Genomic DNA, 24,223 nt, shown 5'->3' on the forward strand with positions numbered 1-24,223 from the left:
GATCGGTCATCACTTGCCTTCCCGCTGCTTCATGCGCGGATCGAGTGCGTCGCGGGCGGCGTCGCCGATCAGATTGATGCTGAGGATGGCGATCGAAAGCAGCAGGCCCGGCCAGAAGATCAGCGACGGCTTGATCTGGAAGTACTGCCGGCCCTCGGCCATGATGTTGCCCCAGGTGGGCGTCTCCGGCGAGATGCCGGCGCCGAGGAAGGAGAGGATGGCCTCGGTGAGGATCGCGCTCGCGCAGATATAGGTGCCCTGGACGATCAGCGGCGCCACCGTGTTCGGCATCAGATGCCGCCACATGATCTTGGGCAGCGACGAGCCAACCGAGATCGCGGCTTCTACATAAGGCTCCTCGCGCGCCGACAGCACGACCGAGCGGACCAGGCGCGCCACGCGCGGAATCTCGGGGATGGTGATCGCGATCAGCACGGTCCAGAGGCTGGCACCGGACAGCGACACCACGGCGATTGCGAGCAGGATGCTCGGCATCGCCATCAGGCCGTCCATGACCCGCATCAGCACGGCATCGACCAGCTTGAAGAAGCCGGAGACGAGGCCGATCGCAAGGCCGATGACGATCGACAGGATCGCAGAGCCGATGCCGATCAGCAGCGAGATGCGGCCGCCATAGACGACGCGCGACAACAGGTCACGACCATAGGCATCGGTGCCGAGCAGGAATTGCGCGGACGACGGCTTGAGCCGTTGCGACGGCGCGAGCTGGATCGGATCATGCGGCGCGATCAGCGGCGCCAGGATCGAGACCAGGATGATCAGCGCGAGCAGGACCGTCGCCGTGGCGATGATCGGCGTCGAGGTGAGGAAGCCGAAGCGCGGCCGCAGCGGCGACGTGATCGGAATGGACGACTGGGGAAGGGTATCGACCGACATTCTATTCTTGTCCTTGCCTCAGTACCGGATCCGGGGATCGAGCAGGGTGTAGGCGACGTCGATGAGAAGATTGACGACGACATAGATCAGCGACGTCAGCAGGATCATCGCCTGGATCACCGGATAGTCGCGCGCCAGCACCGCATCCACGGTGAGGCGGCCGATGCCGGGGATGTTGAACACGCTCTCGGTGACGACGACGCCGGAGATCAGCAGCGCAAAGCCGGTGCCGATCACGGTGATGACGGGCACGGCGGCGTTGCGCAGCGCGTGGCGCATCATCACGGCGACCTCGTTGATGCCCTTGGCGCGCGCGGTGCGCACATAGTCCTCGCCGAGCACATCCAGCATCGCCGCGCGTGTCATGCGCGCGATCAGCGCGATGTAGATGAAGGAGAGCGCGCAGGTCGGCAGGATCATGCGCTCGAAAAACGGTCCGAAGCCGTTAAAGATGCTGCGGAAGCCCTGCACCGGCACCCACCGCAGTTCGATCGCGAAGACCTGGATCAGAATATAGCCGACCACGAACACCGGCACCGAGAAGCCGAGCACGGAAAGCCCCATCACGAAACGGTCGATCCAGGTGCCGTGCTTCCACGCGGCGATCACGCCGAGGGGAACCGCCACGATCACGGCGAGGATGATGGTGCACAGCGCGATCGAGATCGACGGCTCGACGCGCTGGCCGATCATCTTCATCACAGGCAGATTGGAGATCAGCGAGGTCCCGAGATCGCCGTGCAGCAGCTTGTTCACCCAGGTGATGAACTGCACGATCAAGGGCTCGTTGAGGCCGAGCGAGGTGCGGATGCGCTCCAGCCGCTCCGGCGTTGCATTGTCGCCGGCGAGGATCGCGGCGGGATCGCCGGGGGTGAGGCGGAGCAGGAGGAAGACGAACAGCGCGACGACGCCCATCACGGGCACGGCGGCGAAGATTCGGCGAAGGAGATATCCGAGCAAGTTGGATCCGTCAGCTTAGAGTAAATCGGCGGCAGCGGTCGTAGTCTGTTCTGCCACCAGCCTAACATTTCAGCAATTCCCGTGCCATCAGGGCCACAGTTTTTGCAGTGCGGTCAGCTGTTTTGGCGACCCCTCTTCAAGGGGGCCAGCGGAGCGTGCCCGCCAGACGAAATATCTGCGGCGCGCCAGGCGCGCCCATCCAATCCGGTCACTCCAGCGTCGCAAGCAGCCCGGCCATCAGCCGGCCGCGCTCAACGAGACTCTCGACTTCGATATACTCCTCTAACGTGTGGCCATTGGCTCCGCGCACGCCCAGGCCGTCGAGCGTCGGGATTCCCATCGCACCGGTGAAGTTGCCATCGGAGCCGCCGCCGGAGCTCGCATGCGGCAGTTCGGCGCCAAGCGACTTGGCGATGCCGCGCGCCTTCTCATACAACGCCATCGTGCCGGCATCCGGCTCCCACACCGGACGCGTCACCCCGCGCGTCACCTTGAAGGAAACATCGTTGGCCGTGCCCGACAGCGCCAGCATCCGCTCGACGCCGCGATCGAGATCGGCCTGCCGCTTGGCCATGGAGAGCGCTTCGCCGGTGGCGGTCGTGGCAACGCAATTGACCCATTGCCCGCCATGCACGACGCCGACCGAGAAGGTGCAGTCCTCCGTCGTCATCGCGTCGATGGCGAGAATCTGCCGCGCCATCTCGCGGATCGCCGAGCGTCCCGCCGACAGCGTCGCGCCGGCGTGGCTCGGCCGGCCCGTCGCCTCGAGATTGAAGCGCGCGATGGCGTAACGTCCGGTGGTGACGCCGTTGTCGGCGCGGCCGGGCTCGGGCACCAGGACATATTTGTTGCGCGCGGCTTCCGCCTCGATGATGTCGCGCGTCGAGGGCGTGCCGACTTCCTCGTCCGGCGTGAACAGCACGGTGATCGGCAGCGGCGTGGTGAACGATGCACGCGCCAGTTGCCGGATCGCTTCCAGCGAGAGGTAGTTGCCGCCCTTCATGTCATAGATGCCGGGGCCGTAGCACCGATTGCCCTCGCGCCGCCATTTCAGCTTCTCGATGGTACCGACCGGGTGGACGGTATCCATATGGCCGGCGATCAGGATGCCCGGCTCGCCCTGTTTCGGATGCGGAAAGCGCGCGCGGATCACGCCGCCGAACCCCTGGCGGCCGGCGATGCGCTCGATCGTCGCACCCATGATCGCCATATCCCGCGCTGCGATATCGAGCGTGCGATTCACCGCATCAGCGTCCCAGGTCGGGCTTTCGCATTCGACCCAGCCGCGCAGACCCTGGAGCATCGCCTCGGAATCGAAAGGAAGATTGGCTGGATTCATCTCAATGTCTCTCAAGCTTCGAAAGATGGAATGCGCATTGCATTGGTGCGGGGCAGGACGAGTGGAGAGTGTTGTAGAGCCAAACCGATCCTTGTGGAGCCCGCGCCCGCGCCGCCAGGGCTTGCAGCGAAACCGGATTGACGCGCTCGGCACTGTCTGCAAGTCTCGAAAGATAAAGGCATTGCATGAGGTTAGTTCGCCCAAGGAACGAGCCCCATGCTTAACCAATAACCTGCCTTTGAACAGTTTCACGTCAGGAGAAACTTTTTATGTTCCACTTCATGCGCCGGGGGCCTCGCGCGTTTGCCTCCAAACTTGCGCTGTCTGTCGTTGCGCTTTCGACGGCGCTTGCCTCGCCAGTGCTTGCAGCCGGCAAGACCATTACGGCGGTGATGCATTCGGATCTGCGCATCATCGATCCGATCTTCACCACGGCCTACATCACGCGTGACCATGGCTACATGGTCTACGACACGCTGGTGGCTCCCGATTCGAGCTTCAAGATTCAGCCGCAGATGGCGGACTGGAAGATCTCCGACGACAAGCTCACCTACACCTTCACGCTGCGCGACGGCCTCAAATGGCATGACGGTGCGCCGGTGACGGCGGAAGATTGCGTCGCCTCGCTGAAGCGCTGGGCCGCGGTCGACGGCATGGGCCAGAAGCTCCTGGACTTCACCGCGAGCATCGAGGCGACCGACGCCAAGACCATCACGCTGAAGCTGAAGGAGCCCTACGGCCTCGTGCTCGACTCCATCGGCAAGCCGTCCTCGCGCGTCGCCTTCATGATGCCGAAGCGCCTCGCCGAGACGCCGCCGGACAAGCAGATCCCCGAGCAGATCGGCTCGGGCCCCTTCAAGTTCGTTGCGTCGGAATTCCAGCCTGGCGTCAAGGCGGTCTACGTCAAGAACACCGATTACGTGCCGCGCAAGGAGCCGGCGAGCTGGACCTCCGGCGGCAAGGTGGCGAAGGTCGACCGCGTCGAATGGATCACCATGCCGGACTCGCAGACCGCCGTGAACGCGCTGCAGTCGGGCGACATCGACTTCATGGAAAACCTGCCCTACGACATGCTGCCGGTGCTGGAGGCGAACAAGGAGATCACGATCGAGGTCTCGAACAAGTTCGGCTTTCAGACGCTCGGCCGGATGAACTTCCTCTATCCGCCGTTCGACAACGTGAAGGTACGACGTGCCGCTCTTCTGGCGATGAACCAGAAGGACGTTCTCGACGCGCTGGTCGGCAATGCCAAGTACCAGAAGATCTGCGGCGCGTTCTTCGTTTGCGATACGCCGTTCGCGACCGAGGTCGGCGCCGAGACCCTGGTGAAGGGCAATGGCATGGCGGAGGCCAAGAAGGCGCTCGCCGAATCCGGATATGACGGCACCCCGGTCGTCATCATGGCGCCCGGCGACGTCACCACGCTCAAGGCCCAGCCCATCGTCGCGGCCCAGCTGCTGCGCGAAGCCGGCTTCAAGGTCGATCTGCAAGCGACCGATTGGCAGACGGTGGTGAGCCGCCGTGCCAGTCAGAAGCCGCCGAAGGAGGGTGGCTGGAACATGTTCTTCACCAACTGGGTCGCGGCCGACGTCTCCAACCCGATCGCCAATCTCTCGATCGGCGGCCAGGGCAAGAAGGGCGGCTGGTTCGGCTGGGCGGAAAGCGCCAAGATCGAGCAGCTCAAGGACGCGTTCGTCCGCGCGCCGTCGATCGACGAGCAGAAGAAGATCGCCGCCGACATCCAGAAGGAAGCCTATGAGCAGGTGATCTACATCCCGCTGGGGCAATACCTGCTGCCGAGCGGCTGGCGTAAATCGCTGACCGGCGTGCTCGACGGCCCGGCGACGCCGCTGTTCTGGAACGTCGACAAGTCGGAGTAAGGGGAGGCGAATTCACGTAGCCTTCGTCGTCTTCACCACGCGGCGCCGCTGTCATCAGCGGCGCCGTTGTCTTTTGTGGTCTTGCGTCGGCGGAAAAGCGTTGCGGCTTTTAACCTTTCCAGTTTCCGGTCATTGCTATTTGTTTCAATCTTGAAATAGATGCGTCGTCCTTACGCGTCATTTTCCTCCTCAACCTGATTCCCGTGCCGATCGATTTTGCATTCCAGGCGATGGCCGAACGGTCCGATCGCGCGCCGGCGCGTTGGCGGCGGTCTTTCCTGCATTGGCTCGATGGCGTCGAGGCGGGCTGGGCCGTTCCGCTCCTCATCGGCTGTTTCGTCGCGATCTGGACGCTCTATCTGGCGATCGCCTATGCCGGCGGCGGCCTGCACCCTGATACGCTCGAGGCCTGGATGCTGGGGCAGCATTTCGCCTGGGGCTATCACAAGCATCCGCCCTTGACCGGCTGGATCGCCGCCAGCTGGACCTCTGTCTTCCCGCTCAGCGATTGGTCGTTGCAATTGATGGCGATGGCCAATGCCGGGCTTGCGCTGATCTTCGTCGACCGGATCGCGCGGCAATTCGTGTCCGGGCACAAGCGCATCCTGGTGCTTTTGCTGCTGATGCTGACGCCGGTCTATCAATTCCATGCCCAGCGCTTCAATGCCAATTCGGTGCTGCTGGCGGTCTGGCCGCTGGCGACCTGGTGCTTCCTGCGCGCATTCGAGACGCGCGCCCCGCTGTGGGCGGTCGCAATGGGATGCACGACGGCGCTGGCGATGGTCGGCAAATATTATTCGGTCTTTCTCGTCACGAGCTTCGCGTTTGCCGCGCTGGCGCACCCGGCGCGGCGCGCTTATTTCACCTCCGCTTCGCCCTGGATCTCGGTCGTCGTCGGGCTCGCGGCGCTGTCACCTCACGTCTATTGGCTCGCGACAACGGGCGCGTCGACCTTCACCTACGCACTGGCGCACACAGGCGGCAACGCTGCGACCTCACTCGGCGAGGCGAGAAACTTTCTGCTTGGGCTGGCGGCGGCGATGAGCATGTCGGCCGTGTTCTGGGTGCTCGTTGCAGGAACGCGCTTGAAGCAGTTTCCGGCGGACTTCGCCGCAATGAGCCCGGGCCTGCGGCTTTTGTTCTACGTCACGATGGGTACGATCGTGCTGCCGGTGGGGACGTCGCTCGCGATGGGCACCGATCTGCCGTCGCTATGGGCGTTGCAGGGGCTGTTCCTGTTCACCGTTCTCGTGGTCTGCGGCACGAGCTACCCGATCGAGCGCTTCTACACGGTCAACCTCACCGTGATCGTGGCCGGCGTCGCGCTCGCGGCCGTCCTGATCGCCGCGCCGATCCATGCCGTCTATCGCAACGATCACGGGTATGAGGAGGGCCGGAATCTTTACGCCCAGGCGGCCAGTGAATTGACGCGCGAGTGGCGCGAGCAGACCGGTGTGCCGCTGAGCGCGGTGAGTGGTGATGGCTCGCTGGCCTTCGCCACTGCGTTTTACAGCCCGGACCATCCACGTCATGCGGCGCCCTTCGAGTACGACCAGACATTGGGCTTGCCGCGCAAGACGTCGCTCGACCGCGGCTGGGCCGCGCTGTGTTTCCGCGACCAGGAATCTTGCACCCGGTGGATGGCGTGGGCGTCCTCGCAGACCGGACACTTCGTCAGGCGCGAGTTCACCGTGCGGGCCACCCTGTGGGGGCGGCCCGGTCTCTCGCGGGAGGTGGTCGCTCTGATCGTGCGGCCCCGGGGAATGCGGATGATACCCAAGAGCGCTGCGGATGATTTCAGCGCCAGCAGGCGCGGTTCGGAATAGACTCTGCGCTCAACAATGACTGTCGCGGACCTGCTCAAGACCCTCGCTCGCCAAAGGCGTCGTCAACGTGGCGTGCTCTGCGCTCGGCTCCGAATGTTCCGTCTTCCGCCGTTCGACGTCGCGGCGATCTTCCCGGTGTTCCGGTTCCATTGAATGTGACCTCTCGAATTGCTGCAGGACAACATCGAGCGGATCGGGAAGTTCCCTAAGTGATGGGACGATGATGCGGCTTGAACAGCCGGCCCTTTTCCACCACCAGCACGATCGCGAGCGCAGCGAGCGTCGACAGGAAGAAGCCGATCGAGAACGGCAGCAGCGTGCCGTCGAAACTCTGTCCGATCGCCATGCCGACCACGATTCCGATCAGCGTCGTGATCGACCCGTAGAGCGAGGAGGCGGTGCCGGCGATGTGGCCCTGCGGCTCCATCGCGAGCGCGGTGAAGTTGGCAACCATCATGCCGAACGAGAACATCATCAGAGCCGAGAGCACCATGAACAGGGTCAGCGGCAGGACGCCGAGAATTTCCGTCAGCAGCATCACGGCGGCGACGATTGTGTAGAGCGTCAGTGCGCCATGCGAGATCACGCGCATGCCGAGCCGCCCGACCAGCCTCGCATTGAGGAAGCCGGCGACGGCCGTGCCGGCTGCAATCGCTGCGAAGGCGAGTGGGAAGTAATGGCCGAGGTGATAGATGCCGGTGAAGACCTGCTGGGCGCAGAAGACAAAGGCGAACAGCGCGCCGATGACGCTGCCGGCGGCCGTGGCATAGCCGATGGTCTGGCGATTGGTCACGGTCTGCCGAAACGCCGAGAGCACGTCGGCGGGCGCCAGGGACCGGCGCCCGGATTCAGGAAGGGTTTCCGGCAGCCGCAGCACGCACCAGGCGAGCGCCAGCAGGCCGTAGAGCATCAGCACGACGAAGATGCCGCGCCACGCCGTCACCAGCAGCACCGCCTGTCCGAACGAGGGAGCGATCACGGGCACCGCGATGAACACCATCATGGCAAGCGACATCACGCTCGCCATGCGGCGGCCGACATAGCAGTCGCGCACGATCGAGGTCGCGATCACGCGTGTCGCCGAGGTGCCGAGCCCCTGCAGCGCGCGCGCCAGCAGCAGCGTCTCGAACGAGGGTGCCGCGACCGCCAGCACGCTCGCCACCGCATAGACCGCCATGCCGCCGAGCAGCACCGGCCGGCGGCCGAAGCGGTCCGACAAGGGACCCATCACGAACTGGCCGGCGCCGAAGCCGATCAGGAAGGTCGACAGCACCAGCTGCAGATGGTTGGCGACGGGAATGTTGAAGGCTGTCCCGATATTGGGCAGCGCGGGCAGCATCATGTCCATCGCAAGCGGATTCAGCGCCATGATGGACGCGATCACGATGACGAATTCTGGAAATCCCATCGGGCGGTGTCCTGCGGACACCCAATCGTCGGCATTGACGTCAGACAAGAAGCTCACCTCTGAAATTGAGCGACTTTATCCATCGCCCATGCTGCGTTGCACAACCCATGTTTCGGGATGGCTGGCAGGCGGAGGAGGGGCGGACAAGAATTGGTGAGGGGAACCCCCGCGCGAGCCGACCGCGGGTCCTGCTATGGCCCGGAAACCTGTGATTCACCATCCCTCCCTAAAGATCGGCGCCGGGCGAGGCAGGTCGGGCCCGGCGGGATGAAACGGAAACGCCTCCTGTCCACTGTGGCGGCCGATGGATGAGGCGCCGCGCTGGCGCCGAAAGAAAACCAGGCCAAACAAGGTATCCGATTGTGTCTGATGTCACCGGTACAGCACGATGGTTGGAGCCTTCGGCCGACATGGCTTCGAGGCGTAACCTCTGGCTTGCCTGCCTGATCGCACTGACCGCGCTTCTGGTGTTCGGCAATCTCGCCAGCGACGTCGGGCTCGATGTGAAATATGGCTGGGACACCCGCGTCAATTGCGCGGCGGTGGATGCCTATGTCGGCGGACTCGATCCCTATTTCGTCAAGAACCTGAAGGGCACCAAGCTCTCTTACCCCTATCTGCCGGTGACGCTGGACGCCTTTCGTCCTTTTTGCGCGGACGGCATTCTGGTCGCTCACTACAAAACCATCTTTCCCGTGCTGGCCGTGCTCTGCGGCCTCATCTTGCCAGGTTTTGGCCGAACGCGCCCGAGCGCTCGCGACGTCGGGCTCAGGGTGCTCTGCGCGCTCGGCGCATTCGTCGGTTTCGAATGGGTGCAGGCGTCGGGCAATTTCGCGATCCTGAGCGGTGTGCTGACCGCGATCGCGCTGAGGCTCCTGCTTTCTCCGCCCGCATCCGGAGCGGCAGAGGACCGCAGCTTTCCGTCGCGCCTCGCCGGCGCCGCGCTGCTCGGCCTCGTGATGTCGTTCAAGCTGGTGTTCTTTCCCGTGCTGGCCGCGCTGTACTTCCTGCCGCTGCCGCGCGGCCGCAAGCTGATGCTGATCGCGATGGCTGTGTTCAGCTTCGCCTTGCCGATCCTGATATCGTGGCTGGCGTACCCCGATCTGTTCGCGAGCTGGCAGCTTGCGGTGGCCGGAAAGATTCCGGACCAGCACCTCGTCGAGCTGTTCGAGAGCAATCCGTCCCTGCTGCTGCTGGCGCGGGATCTGATGGGCCATGTGGGCCTGATCGACAGCAAGCCCGCGATCTTCGCAACCTATGCGTTCGCTGCGACCGCACTGGTGCTCGTGCCGTTCGTCCTGTCCGTCCTGCGCTTGATCGGGAGCCGGCCGGCGCACGAAGGAGATTCGCTTCTTGCGCGACTGGATCGCTGGCTGATGGATCACCCCCGTGCAGCCATGCGCATCACGGTGCTGGCCATGTTTGCGCTCTATCTCAGCTCGCCGCGCCTCAAGGAATATGCCTTCTTCGAGCTCGCGCTCTATGCCGCGATCCTGCTGGTCGATCTTCCGGCCAGGGCACTCGCCGCCGCGCTCACCGTCGGTCTCCTGATGCCCTCATTGATCTTCGTGACGGGGAGTTCCTCCGAGGACAATTCCATCCAGCTCTTCAGCGCGCTGATGTTCTTCTGGGTCCTGCTGCTCGACGCCCGTCATGCGGGCCGGGTGCCGGACACGGTCCAGCTATAGCCGTGGCGGTGGTAGAGCCTGACATCGCCTTGGCGGCACGCTCGATGCTTTCGCGGTCGTGGTCCACGCCGCAATAATCGCCCAGCTCTCCGAGCACTCTGCTGTACGTGTTCCAACAAGCGCTCGATGCGGTGGCGATCCGTCGCATGCTTTCGGTGAAGCGGCTGCTCGGACACGGAAGAGGGCGATCTTCAGATGCTGAAGCCGCGCAACAAAGCTATTGGGCAGATCGAGACGCCACCGGAGGCGCGTTCGATGATGAAGCGCAGGGCAGCCGCCTCCACCAATGGGTCGCGGGAGCATCAAATCTCGTGGTGCGGGCAGCCGGGGTCGAACCGGCACAGCGCTTGCGCACCGAGGGATTTTAAGTCCCTTGCGTCTACCAATTCCGCCATGCCCGCTTGATCCAACGAGATCAAACACTTAAGTCCATCCTAGCCGTCTGGAATTGGCGCGTTGCGAGCCCGGAGGGACGGTCCTTCCTTAAGCGAGCCGGGCGCACAAGGCAAAGCCTCAATCCGGACATCTGTTGTTGCTTTAGGCATTCTCAATCCACGGGGACTATTCATTCGGCATGGCTGCTTCGTTTTCCACTTCGCCGCGCGGCTTCGGCGCGCTCTTGGCGCTGCTTGCGGCCGGCGCCGCGTTGTCCGGCTGCGCCGGTATGAGCGAGACGGTCGCGCCGGCCTTTGCCGATCCCGCCAAATACGAATTGTACGACTGCAAGCAGCTGGAGGCCGAACGCAAGACGCTCGCCAAACGCACTGACGATTTGCGGGGGCTGATGGAAAAGGCCGAGACCGGGGCCGGTGGCGCGGTGGTGTCCGAACTCGCCTATCGCAACGACTATGTCGCCGTGCGCGGGTCGGCGCAAATGGCCGAGGACGCCTGGCGCCGCAACAAGTGCCGGGAAACGCCGCCGGAGGCGACCCCGCCTGCCACGCAATTGTCCCCCGCGGCGGCTGCCAAGCCCGCTTCGAAATCCGGGAAAGCGTCACGCTGAGGCGCCGCGCCAGCGGCGCTTCGCATCAGGGCCGCCAGCCGTAGATCCAGTCCTGCCGCGCCAGCATGCGGTCCGGGCCGAGCGCGCGGATCGCAAGATCGCGTGCGGCCGCAAGCGGCCCGCTGAGATGATAGATGCGGCCCTGCTGCCGCGCGGTTCGCTGCACTCGCCGCACCCGCGCCTGACGGGCACGGCCGTATTGCGTCAGCGCAGCACTGATGCCCGCTGTGCTCTCGGCGGCTTCAAAGCTCAGATGCCGGGCGAGCACCGCGGCATCCTCGATCGCCATCCCGGCGCCCTGGGCTGCAAAAGGCAGCATCGCATGCACGGCATCGCCGAGCAGTGCCACCGGACCCTTGCTCCAGGGGCAGCCATCGGGCACGCCGAACAGCGCCCATTTCCGCCAGCTGTCGACCGTGGCCAGCATCATCCGCGCCGAGGCCGGCCACCGCGGCGCGGCGAAGGCCTCCATCACTTCCAGCGGATCGCCGGGCGTGCTCCAGCCCGGCCTGTTCCAGGTGCCCGGAAGCACTGCGACCACGTTGAGCTGGCGGCCGCCCGCGATCGGATAGGCGACGAGATGGGCATTCGGCCCCATCCACAGCTGCACCCGGCGCGCGGTGTAGTCCTTCGGCAGTTGCGTGGCGTCCAGCGTGCCGCGCCAGGCGATCAGCCCGGAGAAGCGCGGCTGCACCTCGGGAAACAGATGCTGGCGGACCGTCGACCAGATGCCGTCGGCGCCGATCAGCGCGCTGGCGAGATCGCTGCGGCGGATCGTGCCGCTGCGGTGGACCACCGTCAGCCCCTTGGCGTGAGGCGCGACGTCTTCGAAGGTCGCGCCCAGCTTCAGGTCGATGTCGGGATGATCGGCAACAGCGCCGGCGAGCGCCGATTGCAGGTCGGCGCGGTGCACCACCCAATAGGGGGCGCCGGCCCGCAGCGACGCTGCTTCACCGAGCGGCATCCGCAGCAGCTCGCCGCCGGCCCGCGCGCTCATGATCGAGACCGCTTCCGGAGTGACGGCGCGCAGCTTGAGGCGCTCAGCGAGGCCGAGCTCGACCAGCACGCGGCTGGCATTGGGGGAGAGTTGCAGGCCGGCGCCGACTTCCTCGAGCCGCTCGGCCTTTTCCAGCACGACGATACGGAAGCCGCGGGCCGCGAGCGCCAGCGCGGCCGTCAGTCCACCGATGCCGGCACCGGCGATGACAATCGTGCGGGAGAGCGCCACCCTGACCGATGGAAGCGGTCAGGCCACCTTGTCCTTCAGGACGCATTCCGGCGGGCGGGCTTCGCCCGCCTTCAGGTCGGCCGCGAAACGGTACAGCGTCGAGCAGTAGGGGCAGATGATCTCGTTGTCGTTGCCGAGGTCGAGGAAGACGTGCGGATGGTCGAACGGAGGGTTGGCGCCAACGCACATGAACTCTTGCGAGCCGATCTCGATGACGGGGACACCGGCATCGTTGTGGAAGTGCGGGACGACATGGTCGGACATCGTAACTCATCCTGGAGTGGCAATGGCGGCAGACACAATCAAGAACTGACGCGGCATCTTTAAGGCGCCGCGGACCATACTGGCGGGTGTGGATGATTGCTAGTCCAGCGGAACCGAAAGGTCCACAATTGCCCCATGCTCATTTGCTCATGCAAATTCGACACAATCTTAAGGCCTGAGAGAAGCCCTTCTTTCGTCGGGGACGTTGTGTCGCAATTTTGGCATACTATGTCTGTGGACGAGCAAATTTGTGCCGAAAGACGAATCATCAGGCGCAAGGGATCCCAGGGACTTCCGGGCTTTTCCACATGAAGTGGCTGCGAATCACCACAGCTTTGACCGGCATCGCGGCGTGCGGCTTCTTGCTCGCGCAGGTAGCGCCGCACGCCCGTGAGGCCGGCGCGATACTCGCCGCCCAGGATGATCCGGCCGTGCTCTCCGAGCTCAAGCTCGATCAAGTGCTGCGGCAGAACGATCGCCTGGTCCAGGACAACATCGAGGCCGCGCTCGCCGCCGGCGATGCCGATCTTGCCGACAGTTTTGTCGCGCTCGCGCGTGACCGCAACATCGCGCTGCCCGACGACCTCCTGAGCCGCGTCAATGACGCGGTCAAAGCCGAAAGCTCCACCTCGCATTTCGCCAAGCGTTTCGCCACCGGCCTCGTCACCGGAAATGCAGACGATGTCGCGAGCCTCTCCGGGACGGTGGCGGGCGATCTCTTCGTGATCGGCGACATCAGGGACGTGGTGCGCGAGGGCAAGCATCTGGCCATGGGCGAGGACACCGACCGGCTCGTGCTCGGGCTTGCGGCGGCCGGCCTTGCGGTGACGGCGGCGACCTACGTTTCCGTCGGAGGCGCGGCGCCGGTGCGCGCCGGACTGACGCTGGTGAAGGACGCGCGCAAAGTCGGGCGGCTCGGCGAGGGGCTCGCGGTCTGGGCCGGCCGGTCCGCGCGCGAGGTCGTCGACACGCCGGCGCTGCGGAATGCGGTGGTATCAGGCTCGGTGCTGCGGCCGCGCGAGACCGTCAGCGCGATCAAGGCCGCGTTCCGGGCCGAGAAGGCCGGTGCGCTGGTCCGGCTCGGCAAGGACGTCACCCGCGTCGCCGAGAAGACCGGCACGCGCGGGGCGATGGATACGCTGCGCATCGCTGAAGGCCCGAAGGATATCGCACGCGCGGCGCGGCTTGCCGAAGCGCAAGGCAGCAAGACGCGCGCGATCATGAAGCTGCTCGGCCGGGGCGCGCTGCTGCTGATCGGCGGCGCGTTCAATCTGGCTCTCTGGCTGTTCAGTGCGGCACTGACGCTGTTCGGCCTTCTCTCCTCCATCAAGGCGACCACCGAGCGCCTCACCCAGGCCTGGTGCGATCGCAAACGGGCGCGGCGGCTGCGCCTTGCCCAGATCGCAGCCGAAGCTGCTCTGGCCAACGCGGCCGTCACGGCCTGAGGCGCGCGGCGCTTCAGGCTATTGTTTGAGCATGATGTTGCCGGAAAAGCGCTGCACAGTTTTCCGGATCATGCTCTAAGATCAACCATTCCCCTCCAGACCCGCGGAACTGCAGATGCCGAGCTTTCACAACGGCGCCGTTGAAATTGCCTATCTCGATGAAGGCGAGGGCGATCCGATCATCCTGGTGCACGGCTTTGCCTCGAGCAAGAACGTGAACTGGGTCTATCCGACCTGGGTCTCGGAGCTGCGCAAGAACGGCCGCCGCGTGATTGCGCTCGACAATCGCGGCCATGGCGAAAGTGCAAAGCTCTACGAGCCCGCGCAATATTCGATCCCGACCATGGCCGGCGACGTGCTCGCGCTAATGGATCATCTCGCCATCCCGCAGGCCGACATCATGGGCTATTCGATGGGCGGGCGGATGGCGGCGTGGCTGTCCCTCAACGAGCCGCAGCGCCTGCGCTCGGCGATCCTCGGCGGCATCGGCATCGGCGGGCTGATTGAAGGCACCGGTCCCGGCGAGAACGTCGCCAAGGCGCTGGAGGCGCCCTCGCTGGACGACGTCACCGATCCCGTTGGCCGCACCTTCCGTGCGTTCGCCGACCAGACTCGCTCCGATCACCGTGCGCTCGCCGCCTGCCTGCGCGGCACGCGCGACCTCATGACCCGCGACGAGGCCGCGCGCATCGACTTGCCGGTGCTGATCGCCGTCGGCTCGACCGACGACGTCGCAGGAAGTGCCAGCGCGCTCGGCGCGATCATCCCCGGCTCAGAAGTGCTCGACATTCCCAACCGCGACCACATGCGCGCGGTCGGCGACAAGGTCTACAAGACCGGCGTGCTGGATTTTCTGTCACGCCGCGGCTGAGGCAATGTTGGCTGAGGGGATGACGTTGTTGCCCAGCTATCCTATGCGCAGAGATCTGGAGTCCGCCAAGAGCGCTGACGAGACTTCAGCTCGAAGCGGGTAGGAACGTCAGCAAAGGGCACTAACGGACATTTATCTCGAGCGTTAGTCCAACGAACTGTACGCGAGTGCTGCGCAAGATGGCCGCAAGGCCTGAAGATCATCAAGAGAGCCGCGAGATCTCCTCGCACGAACGCGAGCGACATTGCGCCGCTATTTACATTTGTTAATAATTGGTTTAAATTTTTATTTTCGTCGAGATTTAATACTCGACAGGAATTGAGATTGCGAGCCCACACGCACTTGAACAGAGTTGGCCCTGATTGATTGAGAGGGCTTCAGAGTAACGTTCATTGTTTGGGGAGGCGGCCATGTTTGTGCACGCTGCTTGCTTCAGGAAATATCCAATCAGCAAGGTGTGATCGCCGCTCGGGGCGGCGCACGCTTCCGACCGTTTTGCATGTTTTGCAAGTTCGTTCTCTCACTTGGCAGAGAGACGAAGCGGTCTTGCTTTGTCGTGTGATGCGTGCGTTGCCTCCCGGGTGGCGGGAAATTCTTCGATGAAAGAGAAAGAAGGAGCCTGTGATCGGCTTGCCGCCGATGATGCCGGCGTTGTCGAAACTCGCGATACGCCGAAGAGCTGACGCAGGAATTTCTGATGTGCAAGCCTACCATTATTCTCTTGTAGGAGGTTTCTCATGGCACTTTCAGTCACTCTTACCGGCACAACCGTTATTCTCGACGAAACCGCTGATCTGCAGAACGACGACACCAACACGACGCTCCCGAGCGCGTTTTCAAGTCGGCTGACGGCACTGGGCGCTCCGGCCACGGAGATCAACCACGCGGTCAGCAGCGGCGACGTTATCACCATCAGCGGCGTCACGGGCGCGATCGGCAACCTCGCCTTCACCGATTCGACTGGCGGCGCGCTCGACGGTGACACGAGCGGTCTCTTCACCAATGACGGCGAGGAGGTCTTCCTTTGGGCGGACCCCACGAACGACAACATCGTGGTCGGCAAGACGGCTGCGGGTGTCATCGTCTTCGCGGTCTATCTCGAGCAGACCGCGACCGGTGCCAAGATCTGGAGCGTTCAATACGAGGCGCTGCAGCATCTGGATGGCACCAACCCCGATGACTCCCTCGACCTCGGCAGCCATCTCAAGGTCGCGGTCAGCGAGCAGATCAATTTCGGCTTCGCCGGAGCGCCGTCCGGCAGCAATCTCTTCATGACCTTCGGTGATCCGAACTCCACCCAGATCGTGGTGATTGGCAAGAACCCGCTCAATCAATCCGAGGGCGGGAACATCACGACCAAGGACGTGCTCAATATCAGCCAGGCCGGCAGCACCACCTCGTTCGGCGTCAACGGCAACCAGATCAACGCTGGTGAGGGGGCGTACATCACCTATGTCACGGGCACGAACACGAACTTCCTGGTGCCGAACCTCGATCAGAACGAGGCCGACGTCGAAGCCAACATCGCCTTCCAGAACGTCTTCAACGCGACCGGCGGCTCCTTCACCGTCAACCAGACCAATCCGGGCATCGGCCCCGTCACCGTCAAGATTACGGCCTTCAGCACCGCCGCGGAGACGGGGGTGAATTTCGTCGACGGGCTCAGCAACGACACGCAGATCGCGATCACATCGGCCTCCTTCATCAACGTCGTCAAAAAATCAGGCAATACGCAATATACTCCGGCCGCTACCGTAAACGCCGACGGCACATTGACGGTCACCGGCCTGAGCAGCGGCGACACGGTGCAGTGGACAACGAGCGCAACCCATAACCGCGTCCTGATCGAAAACATCAGCAACGCGGATACCAATCCAGACAACGACAACAACACCTTCGATATCGGCGGCTTCAGCCTTGTCAGCTCCAACGCCGCGAGCGCCGTGGTCGGCACGGCCATCCACTTCGAGGATGACGGCCCGACGGCGGGGATCGTGCAGGGCGCGCCGACCGTGGCGCATGACGAGACCGCGGGCAATCAGGGCGATGCCGATGACACCATCGCGGCGGGCGTGGTGGCGCTGTTTGCGGGCGTAGCCAACGTCAGCAGCGACCTCAGCCCGACCGGTTACGCGCAGGATGCGACCGCTGTCGTGAGCGCGACCGGAAGCTCGTATGGCACCGACTCGTTCGGCGGGACGACGGCCTTCTCGCTGGCGGTATCCGCCGCAGGGGTGGATTCCGGCCTCGACACCACCAACGGCACCAGCATCTTCCTGTTCAAGGAAGGCAACCTGGTGGTCGGCCGCATCGGCGGTGAGACCGGCGCCGCGGCCTTCGCGGTGGCAATCAACAGCTCGACCGGCGTCGTGAGCGTGGCGCAATATGCCTCGCTGAAGCATCCGACCGGCGGCGCCAGCTACGATGAGGCGATCAACATCACCGACAGTGCGCTGCTGGCAGTGGTGACGGTGACCGACGGCGACGGCGACACGAAGACGAGTTCGACCGGCATCGGCGATGCCGTGCAGTTCCAGGACGACGGACCGACAGCGGGAATCGCGCAGGGCACGGCGACGGTAGCGCATGACGAGACTGCGGGGGTCGACGCGGATGCCGACGACACAACTGCGGCAGGTGTTGTCGCCTTGTTCGCTGGCGTCGCCAATAAAAGCACCGATCTCAGCCCCGGCTACGCACAGGATGCCACCCCCGTCGTGAGCGCGACCGGCAGCTCTGCGGGTGCCGATAACGAGGGCGCGACGACGGCGTTCTCGCTGGCGGTGTCCGCCGCAGGCGTGGATTCCGGCCTCGACACGACCGGCGGCGCCAGCATCTTCCTGTTCAAGGAAGGCAGCCTAGTGGTCGGCCGCATCGGCAGTTCCGCCGGAGCCGCGGCCTTCGCGGTGGCGATCGACGGCACGAGCGGTGTCGTCAGCGTGGCGCAATATGCCTCGCTGAAGCATCCGACCGGCGGCGCCAGCTACGATGAGGCGATCAACATCACCGAGAGCGCGCTGCTGGCGGTGGTGACGGTCACAGACGGTGACGGCGACACGGCGACGAGCTCGACCGGCATCGGCGATGCCGTGCAGTTCCAGGACGACGGGCCGACCATCGGGCCCATCGCCGATGGGCAGGTGGACTTTGCTGCCGGCGCCAGCGTAACCAAGACGCTCAACGCAGCGGGCGGAGTGGACGACCCAGCGACGTACAGTATCACCAGCTCGCCGGCGAGCCTGACGATCCTGGATGGCACGGTCTCGCAGACAACGCTGCTCCGGGCCCTCACGGACAGCAATACTGTCGCCACCTACTACAAGGACGTAGATGGCAGCACCACACACACCGCGGGCGACATCGATTTCTTCAAGCTGACCGTGTCCGGCGGCAACTACACTTTCGATGTCCTGCAGAATCCTCCGCCCGCGGAGGTCAGCTTCAGCTTTGCCGGAGCGCCCTCCGGCAGCAATCTCTTCATGACCTTCGGCGATCCTGCCTCGACCCAGATCGTGGTGGTTGGAGAGAATCCGCTGAACCAGTCCCAGGGCGGCAACATCACGACCAAGGACGTGCTCAACATCAGCCAGGCCGGCAGCACCACGTCGTTCGGTGTCAACGGCAACCAGCTCAATGACAGCGCCAATTATCCCACTGAAGGCGCGTACATCACCTACGTGACTGGCGCGAACACGAACTTCCTCGTGCCGAATCTGGACCAGAACGAGGCCGATGTCGAAGCCAACATCGACTTCCAGGCCCTGTTCAATGCGACGTCGGCGTCCTTTACCGTCAACCAGACGAACCCGGGCGTCGGACCCGTCACCGTCAAGATCACGGCCTTCAGCACCGCCTACGAGCCGGGGGCGGGGTTCGTCGACGGGCTCACCAACGACACGCACGTCAACATCACGTCGTTCTCGATCACCGACTTCGTCGTCAAAACAGGCAACTTGCAGTTTACACCGCAAGCGACGATCGACGGCGACGGCAATCTGATCATCACCGGGCTGAGCACCGGCGACAAGGTGCAGTGGACGACGAGCGGAACGACCCACGACCGCGTGCTGATCGAAAACATCAGCGCCCATGATGGCATCGATGGCAACGACAACAACACGTTCGACATCGGCGGGTTCAGCCTGATCCAGTCGCAGCCGGCGCCCGACGAGAAGCTCGACTTCACCGTGCAGATCGCTGATGCCGACGGGGATACGGCTTCCAGCATTTTCTCGGTCGGGATTGACGGAAACCACAACGGCGTCATCACGATCTGAATCGCAAGCCGCCGGCTGCACGCCGCTTTGGCGCGCAGCCGGCACCTGTTCGGTCGCACGGGGCTGGAGTAGATTCGATGCCGGATAGTGTCACCGTCTGGTGCGGCCATCTCTCCCGGTCTGCTGCCGCCTGGTGTGGCCAGGTCCTCGGTTATCCAGAGGAGCTGGCGAGCTTCACCATCCGCGTCGGGCTGTTGGCCGTGGCGGCCTTCATTTTCATCAGGCTGGTCTGGAAGCGGCGGCGCGCGGCGGCAGCTGCGCGACCCGACGAGCCAGCTCACGCGCATCAAATGTCCTCGCCGCTTCACGCCTGTCGCGGCGTGTTGGTCGGGCTCGGCCTGATCACCGCCATGTTGAACGTGCTGTACCTGACCGGTTCGTTCTTCATGCTCGAAGTCTACGACCGCGTGGTGCCGAGCCGCAGCGTGCCGACGCTGATCGGCCTCGCCGCGCTGGTCGGCGCGCTCTATTCGTTCCAGGCATTCCTCGACATTCTGCGCGGGCGCATCCTCGTCCGCATCGGCGAGTGGCTCGACCGCGCATTCTCGGCGCGCGCCTACGACGTCGTCGCGCGCTGGCCGCTGCGGGCGCGCGCCAGCGGCGACGGGTTGCAGCCGGTGCGCGATCTCGACCAGGTGCGCAGCTATCTCTCCGGGCTCGGCCCGACCGCGCTGTTCGACCTGCCCTGGATCCCGTTTTATCTCGCGATCTGCTTCATGTTTCATCCGCTGCTCGGGCTCACGGCATCGATCGGCTCGGTGATGCTCGTGTCCCTGACCCTTCTCACCGACCGCTTGACGCGTGCGCGCACGAAGGAAGTCACCGGCCAGATCGCGCAACGCAACGCTCTCGCCGAAGCGAGCCGGCGGAATGCCAAGGTATTGCAGGCCATGGGCATGCGCGGGCGGCTCGCCGCGCGCTGGGCGGACGTCAATGACAGCTACATGTTCACCCAGCGGCGCGCCGCCGACATCGCCGGCGGCTTCGGCTCCGCCTCCAAGGTGCTGCGCATGGTGCTGCAATCGGCGGTGCTGGCCGTCGGCGGCTATCTCGTCATCATCCAGGAGGCGACCGCGGGAATCATCATTGCCGGCGCCATTCTCACCTCGCGCGCGCTCGCGCCGGTCGAGCTCGCCATCGCCCACTGGAAGAGCTTGATCGCGGCCCGGCAAAGCTGGAAACGTCTGCAGCAGCAATGGGCGCAACTCCCGGCCGAGGAGGAGAAGACGCCGTTGCCGCCGCCGTGCAAGACCCTCGCCGTCGAGGCTGTCTCCGTGGCGCCGCCGGGCGAGCAGACCGCCGTCGTGCTGGAAGCCTCCTTCGCGTTGAACCCGGGGCAGGGGGTTGGCATCGTCGGCCCGAGCGCATCGGGCAAGTCGTCGCTGGTGCGTGCCATCGTCGGTGTGTGGGGGGCGGCGCGTGGCAAGGTGCGGCTGGACGGCGCCGCGCTCGACCAATGGAGCTCCGAGGCGCTCGGCCGCCACATCGGCTATCTGCCGCAGGACGTCGAGGTGTTCGCCGGCACGGTGGCGCAGAATATCAACCGCTTCGAACCCGTTCCCGACGCCGAGGCGATGATCGCCGCCGCGAACGCCGCCGGTGTGCACCAGATGGTGCTGCGCTTGCCGAAAGGCTACGACACGCCGATCGGCGAAGGCGGCGCGGCGCTCTCTGCCGGGCAGCGGCAGCGCATTGCGCTCGCCCGTGCCCTTTACCGCGAACCCTTCCTGGTGGTGCTCGACGAGCCCAACTCCAATCTCGACTCCGACGGCGACCAGGCCCTGACGCAGGCCATCCACGGCGTGCGTGCGCGGGGCGGCATTGTCATCGTCGTCGCGCATCGCACCAGTGCGCTCGCTGGCGTGGACCAATTGATCGTGATGGCCGAGGGGCGCGTGCAGGCGTTCGGGCCCAAGGACGCGCTGCTGGCCAAGATGATGCAGCCGCGGCCGGCAGTGCCGCTTAAGGTCGTAACCGAAGGAGCGAGCCTTTGAACCGCGAGCCGGTGAACCAGGTTCCGCACGCGATCCGCCAGCACCTGCGCGCCGGCCTCGTGGGCGTCATCATTCTTGCCGGGGGCGCCGGCGGCTGGGCCGCGACCACGGAACTGGCTGGCGCCGTCGTCGGCTCCGGCACGCTGGTGGTCGACAGCTACACCAAGAAGGTGCAGCATCCGACTGGCGGCGTGGTCGGTGAACTCAACGTTCGCGAGGGTGCGCGGGTGACGGCTGGCGACGTGATCGTGCGCCTCGACGAGACGGTGACGCGGGCCAATCTCCTGATCGTCGTCAAGAGTCTCGACGAACAGGCGGCGCGCCGGGCGCGGCTCGAGGCTGAGCGCGACGGCCAGGACCGGCTCGAATTTCCCGCCGACCTCATTGATCGTGCCGCCGATCCCGACGTCGATCGACTGATCGTGGGCGAGCGCAAGCTGTTCGAGTTGCGCCGCGCCGCCCGCACCGGCAAGAAGGCGCAGCTCAGCGAGCGCATAGGCCAGCTCCGGGAGCAGATCCGCGGGCTCGACGAGCAGATCCAGGCGAAAGACCGCGAAACCACCTTCATCGACCAGGAGCTTCTGGGCGTGCGCGACCTGTGGCGAAAGAATCTGGTACAGATCACGCGCCTGACAACGCTCGAGCGCGACGCGGTGCGCCTGCATGGCGAACGTGGCGCTCTGGTCGCGGCCATCGCCGAAGTCAGGGGCCGGATCACCGAGACCACGCTGCAAATCATGCAGATCGATCAGGATCTGCGCACCGAAGTCGGAAAGGATCTCGCCGAGATCCGCGCCAAGACCTCGGAGCTGGTCGAGAAACGCGTTGCCGCCGAGGACCAGCTCAAACGCATCGATATTCGCGCGCCGCAGGACGGCACCGTGCATCAGTTGGCGCTGCACACCATCGGCGGCGTCATCAGCCCCGGCGAGCAGATCATGCTTATCGTCCCCACGCACGACGCGCTCGTCGTGGAGGTGCGGATTCCCCCGCATGAGATCGATCGTCTGTCGGTCGGCCAGCCGGTGCTGTTGCGCTTTACGGCCTTCAACCAGCGCACCACACCCCAACTCAACGGCGAAGTGAGCCAGGTGTCCGCTGACGTGGCGGTCGACCAAAAGAGCACGACGAGCTTCTATGTAGCCCGCATCGCAGTTCCCGAGGCGGAGATCGCCCGCCTGGGCGACCTGAAGCTGATCGCCGGCATGCCGGTCGAAGCCTTCATTCAGACCGACCAGCGCACGGTGATGTCGTACCTCGTCAAGCCGCTCTCCGATCAGTTGATGCGCGCCTGGCGCGAGCGCTAAGCTGCGACCTCCCCTAAAGTGAAGGCAATCTCTTGTTAAGGGCGGCTATCACCGGATTCAGTTGCGCGGGTTCTTTGCCGACGCGGATAGGCTGTTGAACGCCAAGTTCTGGCTGTTCCTTTTCGACGAAGCGATCGCTGCTCGACGAAACCAAGTGCGATGGCCGAAGATGCGGTCATCGTCTGCGGCTGCGGTTGCACGAAGACCATTACAGGGCCCGAAGGTCATCGCGCGCATTGGGTCGATCGAATGATCCAATATGCAAGCTGGTGCCTCTCCCAGGTTCACGGTCCTTCCGCGCGATCGGGAAATATCCCATCTATGGTTCCAGGACCCGCGATCCTCGCTCTCGCGCGGCCTGGGCGGTCAGGATTGCGCTCGGATGAGCACCGCTATAAGCGCGGCAGCCAAGATCGCTAGCCATATCGACGAGACGATCATGGAGGCGAAGTGCCAATCTACGTCACGGCGCCTGGGCTGCATTGTGTCTCCTTCCGCAGGCCGCGCGTCGGCTCAGCGGCCTCTATCGCCCTTCCGTTGGGGCTGCCATCGCGGCCGCCGTTGCGCGGGCCATTGTTGCCATGGTGCTGATGGTCATGGTGGACCGCCCCCCGCGCCAGACTGTGCAATCGCGTTGGACGTGAGGGACGTTGATAGCAAAAGGGTGATGGTCGGCGGCGTCACGGCGGCGAACTTTCCGCAGGTCTTCAAGAATTCCCGTCGGTCGTCGTCCTGGTCTGCCATGGTCATTTCTCTCGAGCGGTATTAAATAATATTAAATAAATTAAATCAATTAAATTTTGTTCCTGTGAGCAGGCGGGAATTCCGGCGCCGGCGGCGGCCGGGGTGATGACCTTTCAGCATCCCGGAGGTCGCTAAGGGCGGTTATGGACCTCAGGTCGAGACGGGCAGGGACGTCAGCAAAGGCCAAACTGCGGACATCGATGCCGTACCCTCGAAAACCAGCGCGGCGAAGCTCGCCGTGCAAGTAGCGATCTAACGGGGCTCTGACGACGTGGCCGGCCTAGCCTCCTCGAAAAACGCCTTCAGTTCTGCTGCCATCACGGCCGGGTCCACCACGTGGCCCTGACCGGTGAGCACCTTTCGCCGGGCCCGGGGGATCGTGTCCGCGAGCGCGTCGGCCGCACCTTCGAACGGGGGGATGCCGCCGCCCGTGGCAACCAGCACCGGCTGGTGAAGGCGCGCGAAACGTTCCAACGGGGCTTGGCGCGTCCCCAGCACGGCAGCGTCGTAGGCCAACGTATGCGCTATTCGCTCGAGACTCGGCCAGACCGGATGCGCGCGAGCGCCGGCGATCTCTTCAGCCGAACTTCCGGCGAGCTCCATGAACAGTGCTACGGCATCGCCGCGCCGCCCCGCCGACAGTCGTCTGTCGAGCTCGGCCACATAGGCCCGCTGCTGTTGCGGCGTCTCCGGCGCGAGGTCGTAGGGCACTTCATAGACTGCGACCGCATCGATGGACCGCAATGTGGCAGCCGTCTCGAGGGCCAGGGCGCCGCCGGTCGACACGCCGTAGAGCGCAGCACGGCCGCCCCCCGCCGCGTCGATGAGCGCGGCGATGTCCTCGATCTCGCGGGCAACTGAATATTCGCGCCCGTCACCACTCTCGCCGCGACCGCGCCGCGCATAATTTACCACGCGAAACCAACGGCTGAGTTCTGTTGCAAGTCGCGCGTTCTCGCTGCCGTCATCGAGCGAGCCGGTGGTAAGGATGACCGCCGGACCGCTGCCGTCGATGGAGTAGGCAATCTGGGTGCCGTCTGCGGACGTGACATAGGGCATGCTAGCTCTCCTTGGACGGGGTTTTGCGGACAC

16 protein-coding genes, 1 tRNA gene and 1 pseudogene are annotated in these 24,223 nt (G+C 64.5%); 9 read left to right on the forward strand and 9 right to left on the reverse strand.

The window, feature by feature from the left end:
- Window positions 1–9 precede the first annotated feature (9 nt).
- The 3 genes from BM190_RS22860 to BM190_RS22870 form a co-directional block, all read right to left on the reverse strand.
- Window positions 10–897 (reverse strand): ABC transporter permease, encoded by an 888-nt coding sequence (locus BM190_RS22860; RefSeq protein ID WP_018322083.1) that lies wholly within the window; start codon window positions 895–897, stop codon window positions 10–12.
- 18 nt (window positions 898–915) lie between these two features.
- Complete coding sequence (locus BM190_RS22865) at window positions 916–1,857, reverse strand: ABC transporter permease (protein WP_177237227.1); 942 nt, start codon at window positions 1,855–1,857, stop codon at window positions 916–918.
- A gap of 208 nt (window positions 1,858–2,065) precedes the next feature.
- Window positions 2,066–3,196, reverse strand: coding sequence for a M20/M25/M40 family metallo-hydrolase (locus BM190_RS22870; RefSeq protein ID WP_092259198.1), 1,131 nt, complete (start codon window positions 3,194–3,196; stop codon window positions 2,066–2,068).
- Between the two features lie 269 nt (window positions 3,197–3,465).
- Here BM190_RS22870 and BM190_RS22875 point away from each other — a divergent pair, with 269 nt between their 5' ends.
- Together BM190_RS22875 and BM190_RS22880 are read left to right on the forward strand one after the other, a co-directional pair.
- The gene (locus BM190_RS22875; protein WP_018322086.1) at window positions 3,466–5,076 is read left to right on the forward strand and encodes an ABC transporter substrate-binding protein; all 1,611 of its coding nucleotides are present in this window, start codon (window positions 3,466–3,468) and stop codon (window positions 5,074–5,076) included.
- Between the two features lie 230 nt (window positions 5,077–5,306).
- A complete protein-coding gene (locus tag BM190_RS22880; RefSeq protein WP_244550712.1) occupies window positions 5,307–6,902 on the forward strand; it encodes a glycosyltransferase family 39 protein in 1,596 nt (531 codons plus the stop codon).
- Between the two features lie 205 nt (window positions 6,903–7,107).
- Here the strand turns inward: BM190_RS22880 and BM190_RS22885 are convergent, their stop codons facing one another.
- Entirely contained in the window at window positions 7,108–8,358 is a 1,251-nt protein-coding gene (locus BM190_RS22885) for a multidrug effflux MFS transporter (protein ID WP_092259200.1), read from the reverse strand.
- A gap of 362 nt (window positions 8,359–8,720) precedes the next feature.
- Between BM190_RS22885 and BM190_RS22890 the strand changes: the two genes are divergently transcribed.
- Window positions 8,721–9,998: a hypothetical protein gene (locus tag BM190_RS22890; protein WP_092259372.1), complete on the forward strand. Its 1,278-nt coding sequence runs from the start codon at window positions 8,721–8,723 to the stop codon at window positions 9,996–9,998.
- 312 nt (window positions 9,999–10,310) lie between these two features.
- On the opposite strand, the gene BM190_RS22895 is transcribed toward BM190_RS22890, so the two are convergent.
- Window positions 10,311–10,399 (reverse strand) — tRNA-Leu (locus BM190_RS22895).
- Window positions 10,400–10,572: 173 nt separating this feature from the next.
- Here BM190_RS22895 and BM190_RS22900 point away from each other — a divergent pair.
- Window positions 10,573–11,001 carry a hypothetical protein gene (locus tag BM190_RS22900; protein WP_018322089.1) on the forward strand — a complete coding sequence of 143 codons (429 nt, stop codon included), beginning with the start codon at window positions 10,573–10,575 and terminating at the stop codon, window positions 10,999–11,001.
- Between the two features lie 25 nt (window positions 11,002–11,026).
- On the opposite strand, the gene BM190_RS22905 is transcribed toward BM190_RS22900, so the two are convergent.
- Window positions 11,027–12,229 carry an FAD-dependent monooxygenase gene (locus BM190_RS22905; protein WP_092259201.1) on the reverse strand — a complete coding sequence of 401 codons (1,203 nt, stop codon included), beginning with the start codon at window positions 12,227–12,229 and terminating at the stop codon, window positions 11,027–11,029.
- 18 nt (window positions 12,230–12,247) lie between these two features.
- A complete protein-coding gene (locus BM190_RS22910) occupies window positions 12,248–12,493 on the reverse strand; it encodes a zinc-finger domain-containing protein (protein WP_007602543.1) in 246 nt (81 codons plus the stop codon).
- Between the two features lie 308 nt (window positions 12,494–12,801).
- On the opposite strand from BM190_RS22910, the gene BM190_RS22915 reads away from it, so the two are divergent.
- From BM190_RS22915 to BM190_RS22935, 5 genes are all read left to right on the forward strand, one after another.
- Window positions 12,802–13,938, forward strand: coding sequence for a hypothetical protein (locus BM190_RS22915; protein ID WP_092259202.1), 1,137 nt, complete (start codon window positions 12,802–12,804; stop codon window positions 13,936–13,938).
- 115 nt (window positions 13,939–14,053) lie between these two features.
- Window positions 14,054–14,809, forward strand: coding sequence for an alpha/beta fold hydrolase (locus BM190_RS22920; protein WP_092259203.1), 756 nt, complete (start codon window positions 14,054–14,056; stop codon window positions 14,807–14,809).
- 737 nt (window positions 14,810–15,546) lie between these two features.
- On the forward strand, window positions 15,547–19,086 hold the full coding sequence (locus BM190_RS22925) for a DUF5801 repeats-in-toxin domain-containing protein (RefSeq protein ID WP_092259204.1): 3,540 nt from the start codon (window positions 15,547–15,549) through the stop codon (window positions 19,084–19,086).
- Window positions 19,087–19,376: 290 nt separating this feature from the next.
- Window positions 19,377–21,080 (forward strand): type I secretion system permease/ATPase, encoded by a 1,704-nt coding sequence (locus BM190_RS22930; RefSeq protein ID WP_092259375.1) that lies wholly within the window; start codon window positions 19,377–19,379, stop codon window positions 21,078–21,080.
- A complete protein-coding gene (locus BM190_RS22935) occupies window positions 21,077–22,387 on the forward strand; it encodes an HlyD family type I secretion periplasmic adaptor subunit (RefSeq protein WP_092259205.1) in 1,311 nt (436 codons plus the stop codon). Before BM190_RS22930 ends, BM190_RS22935 begins: the two co-directional genes overlap by 4 nt.
- A gap of 458 nt (window positions 22,388–22,845) precedes the next feature.
- Here the strand turns inward: BM190_RS22935 and BM190_RS41920 are convergent.
- Both BM190_RS41920 and BM190_RS22945 read right to left on the reverse strand, forming a co-directional pair.
- A pseudogene (locus BM190_RS41920) lies at window positions 22,846–23,137 on the reverse strand (hypothetical protein).
- 246 nt (window positions 23,138–23,383) lie between these two features.
- The gene (locus BM190_RS22945; protein WP_092259207.1) at window positions 23,384–24,190 is read right to left on the reverse strand and encodes an alpha/beta fold hydrolase; all 807 of its coding nucleotides are present in this window, start codon (window positions 24,188–24,190) and stop codon (window positions 23,384–23,386) included.
- Between the last annotated feature and the right edge of the window lie 33 nt (window positions 24,191–24,223).

This window comes from Bradyrhizobium sp. Rc3b (assembly GCF_900114915.1).
Classification (GTDB): Bacteria; Pseudomonadota; Alphaproteobacteria; order Rhizobiales; family Xanthobacteraceae; genus Bradyrhizobium.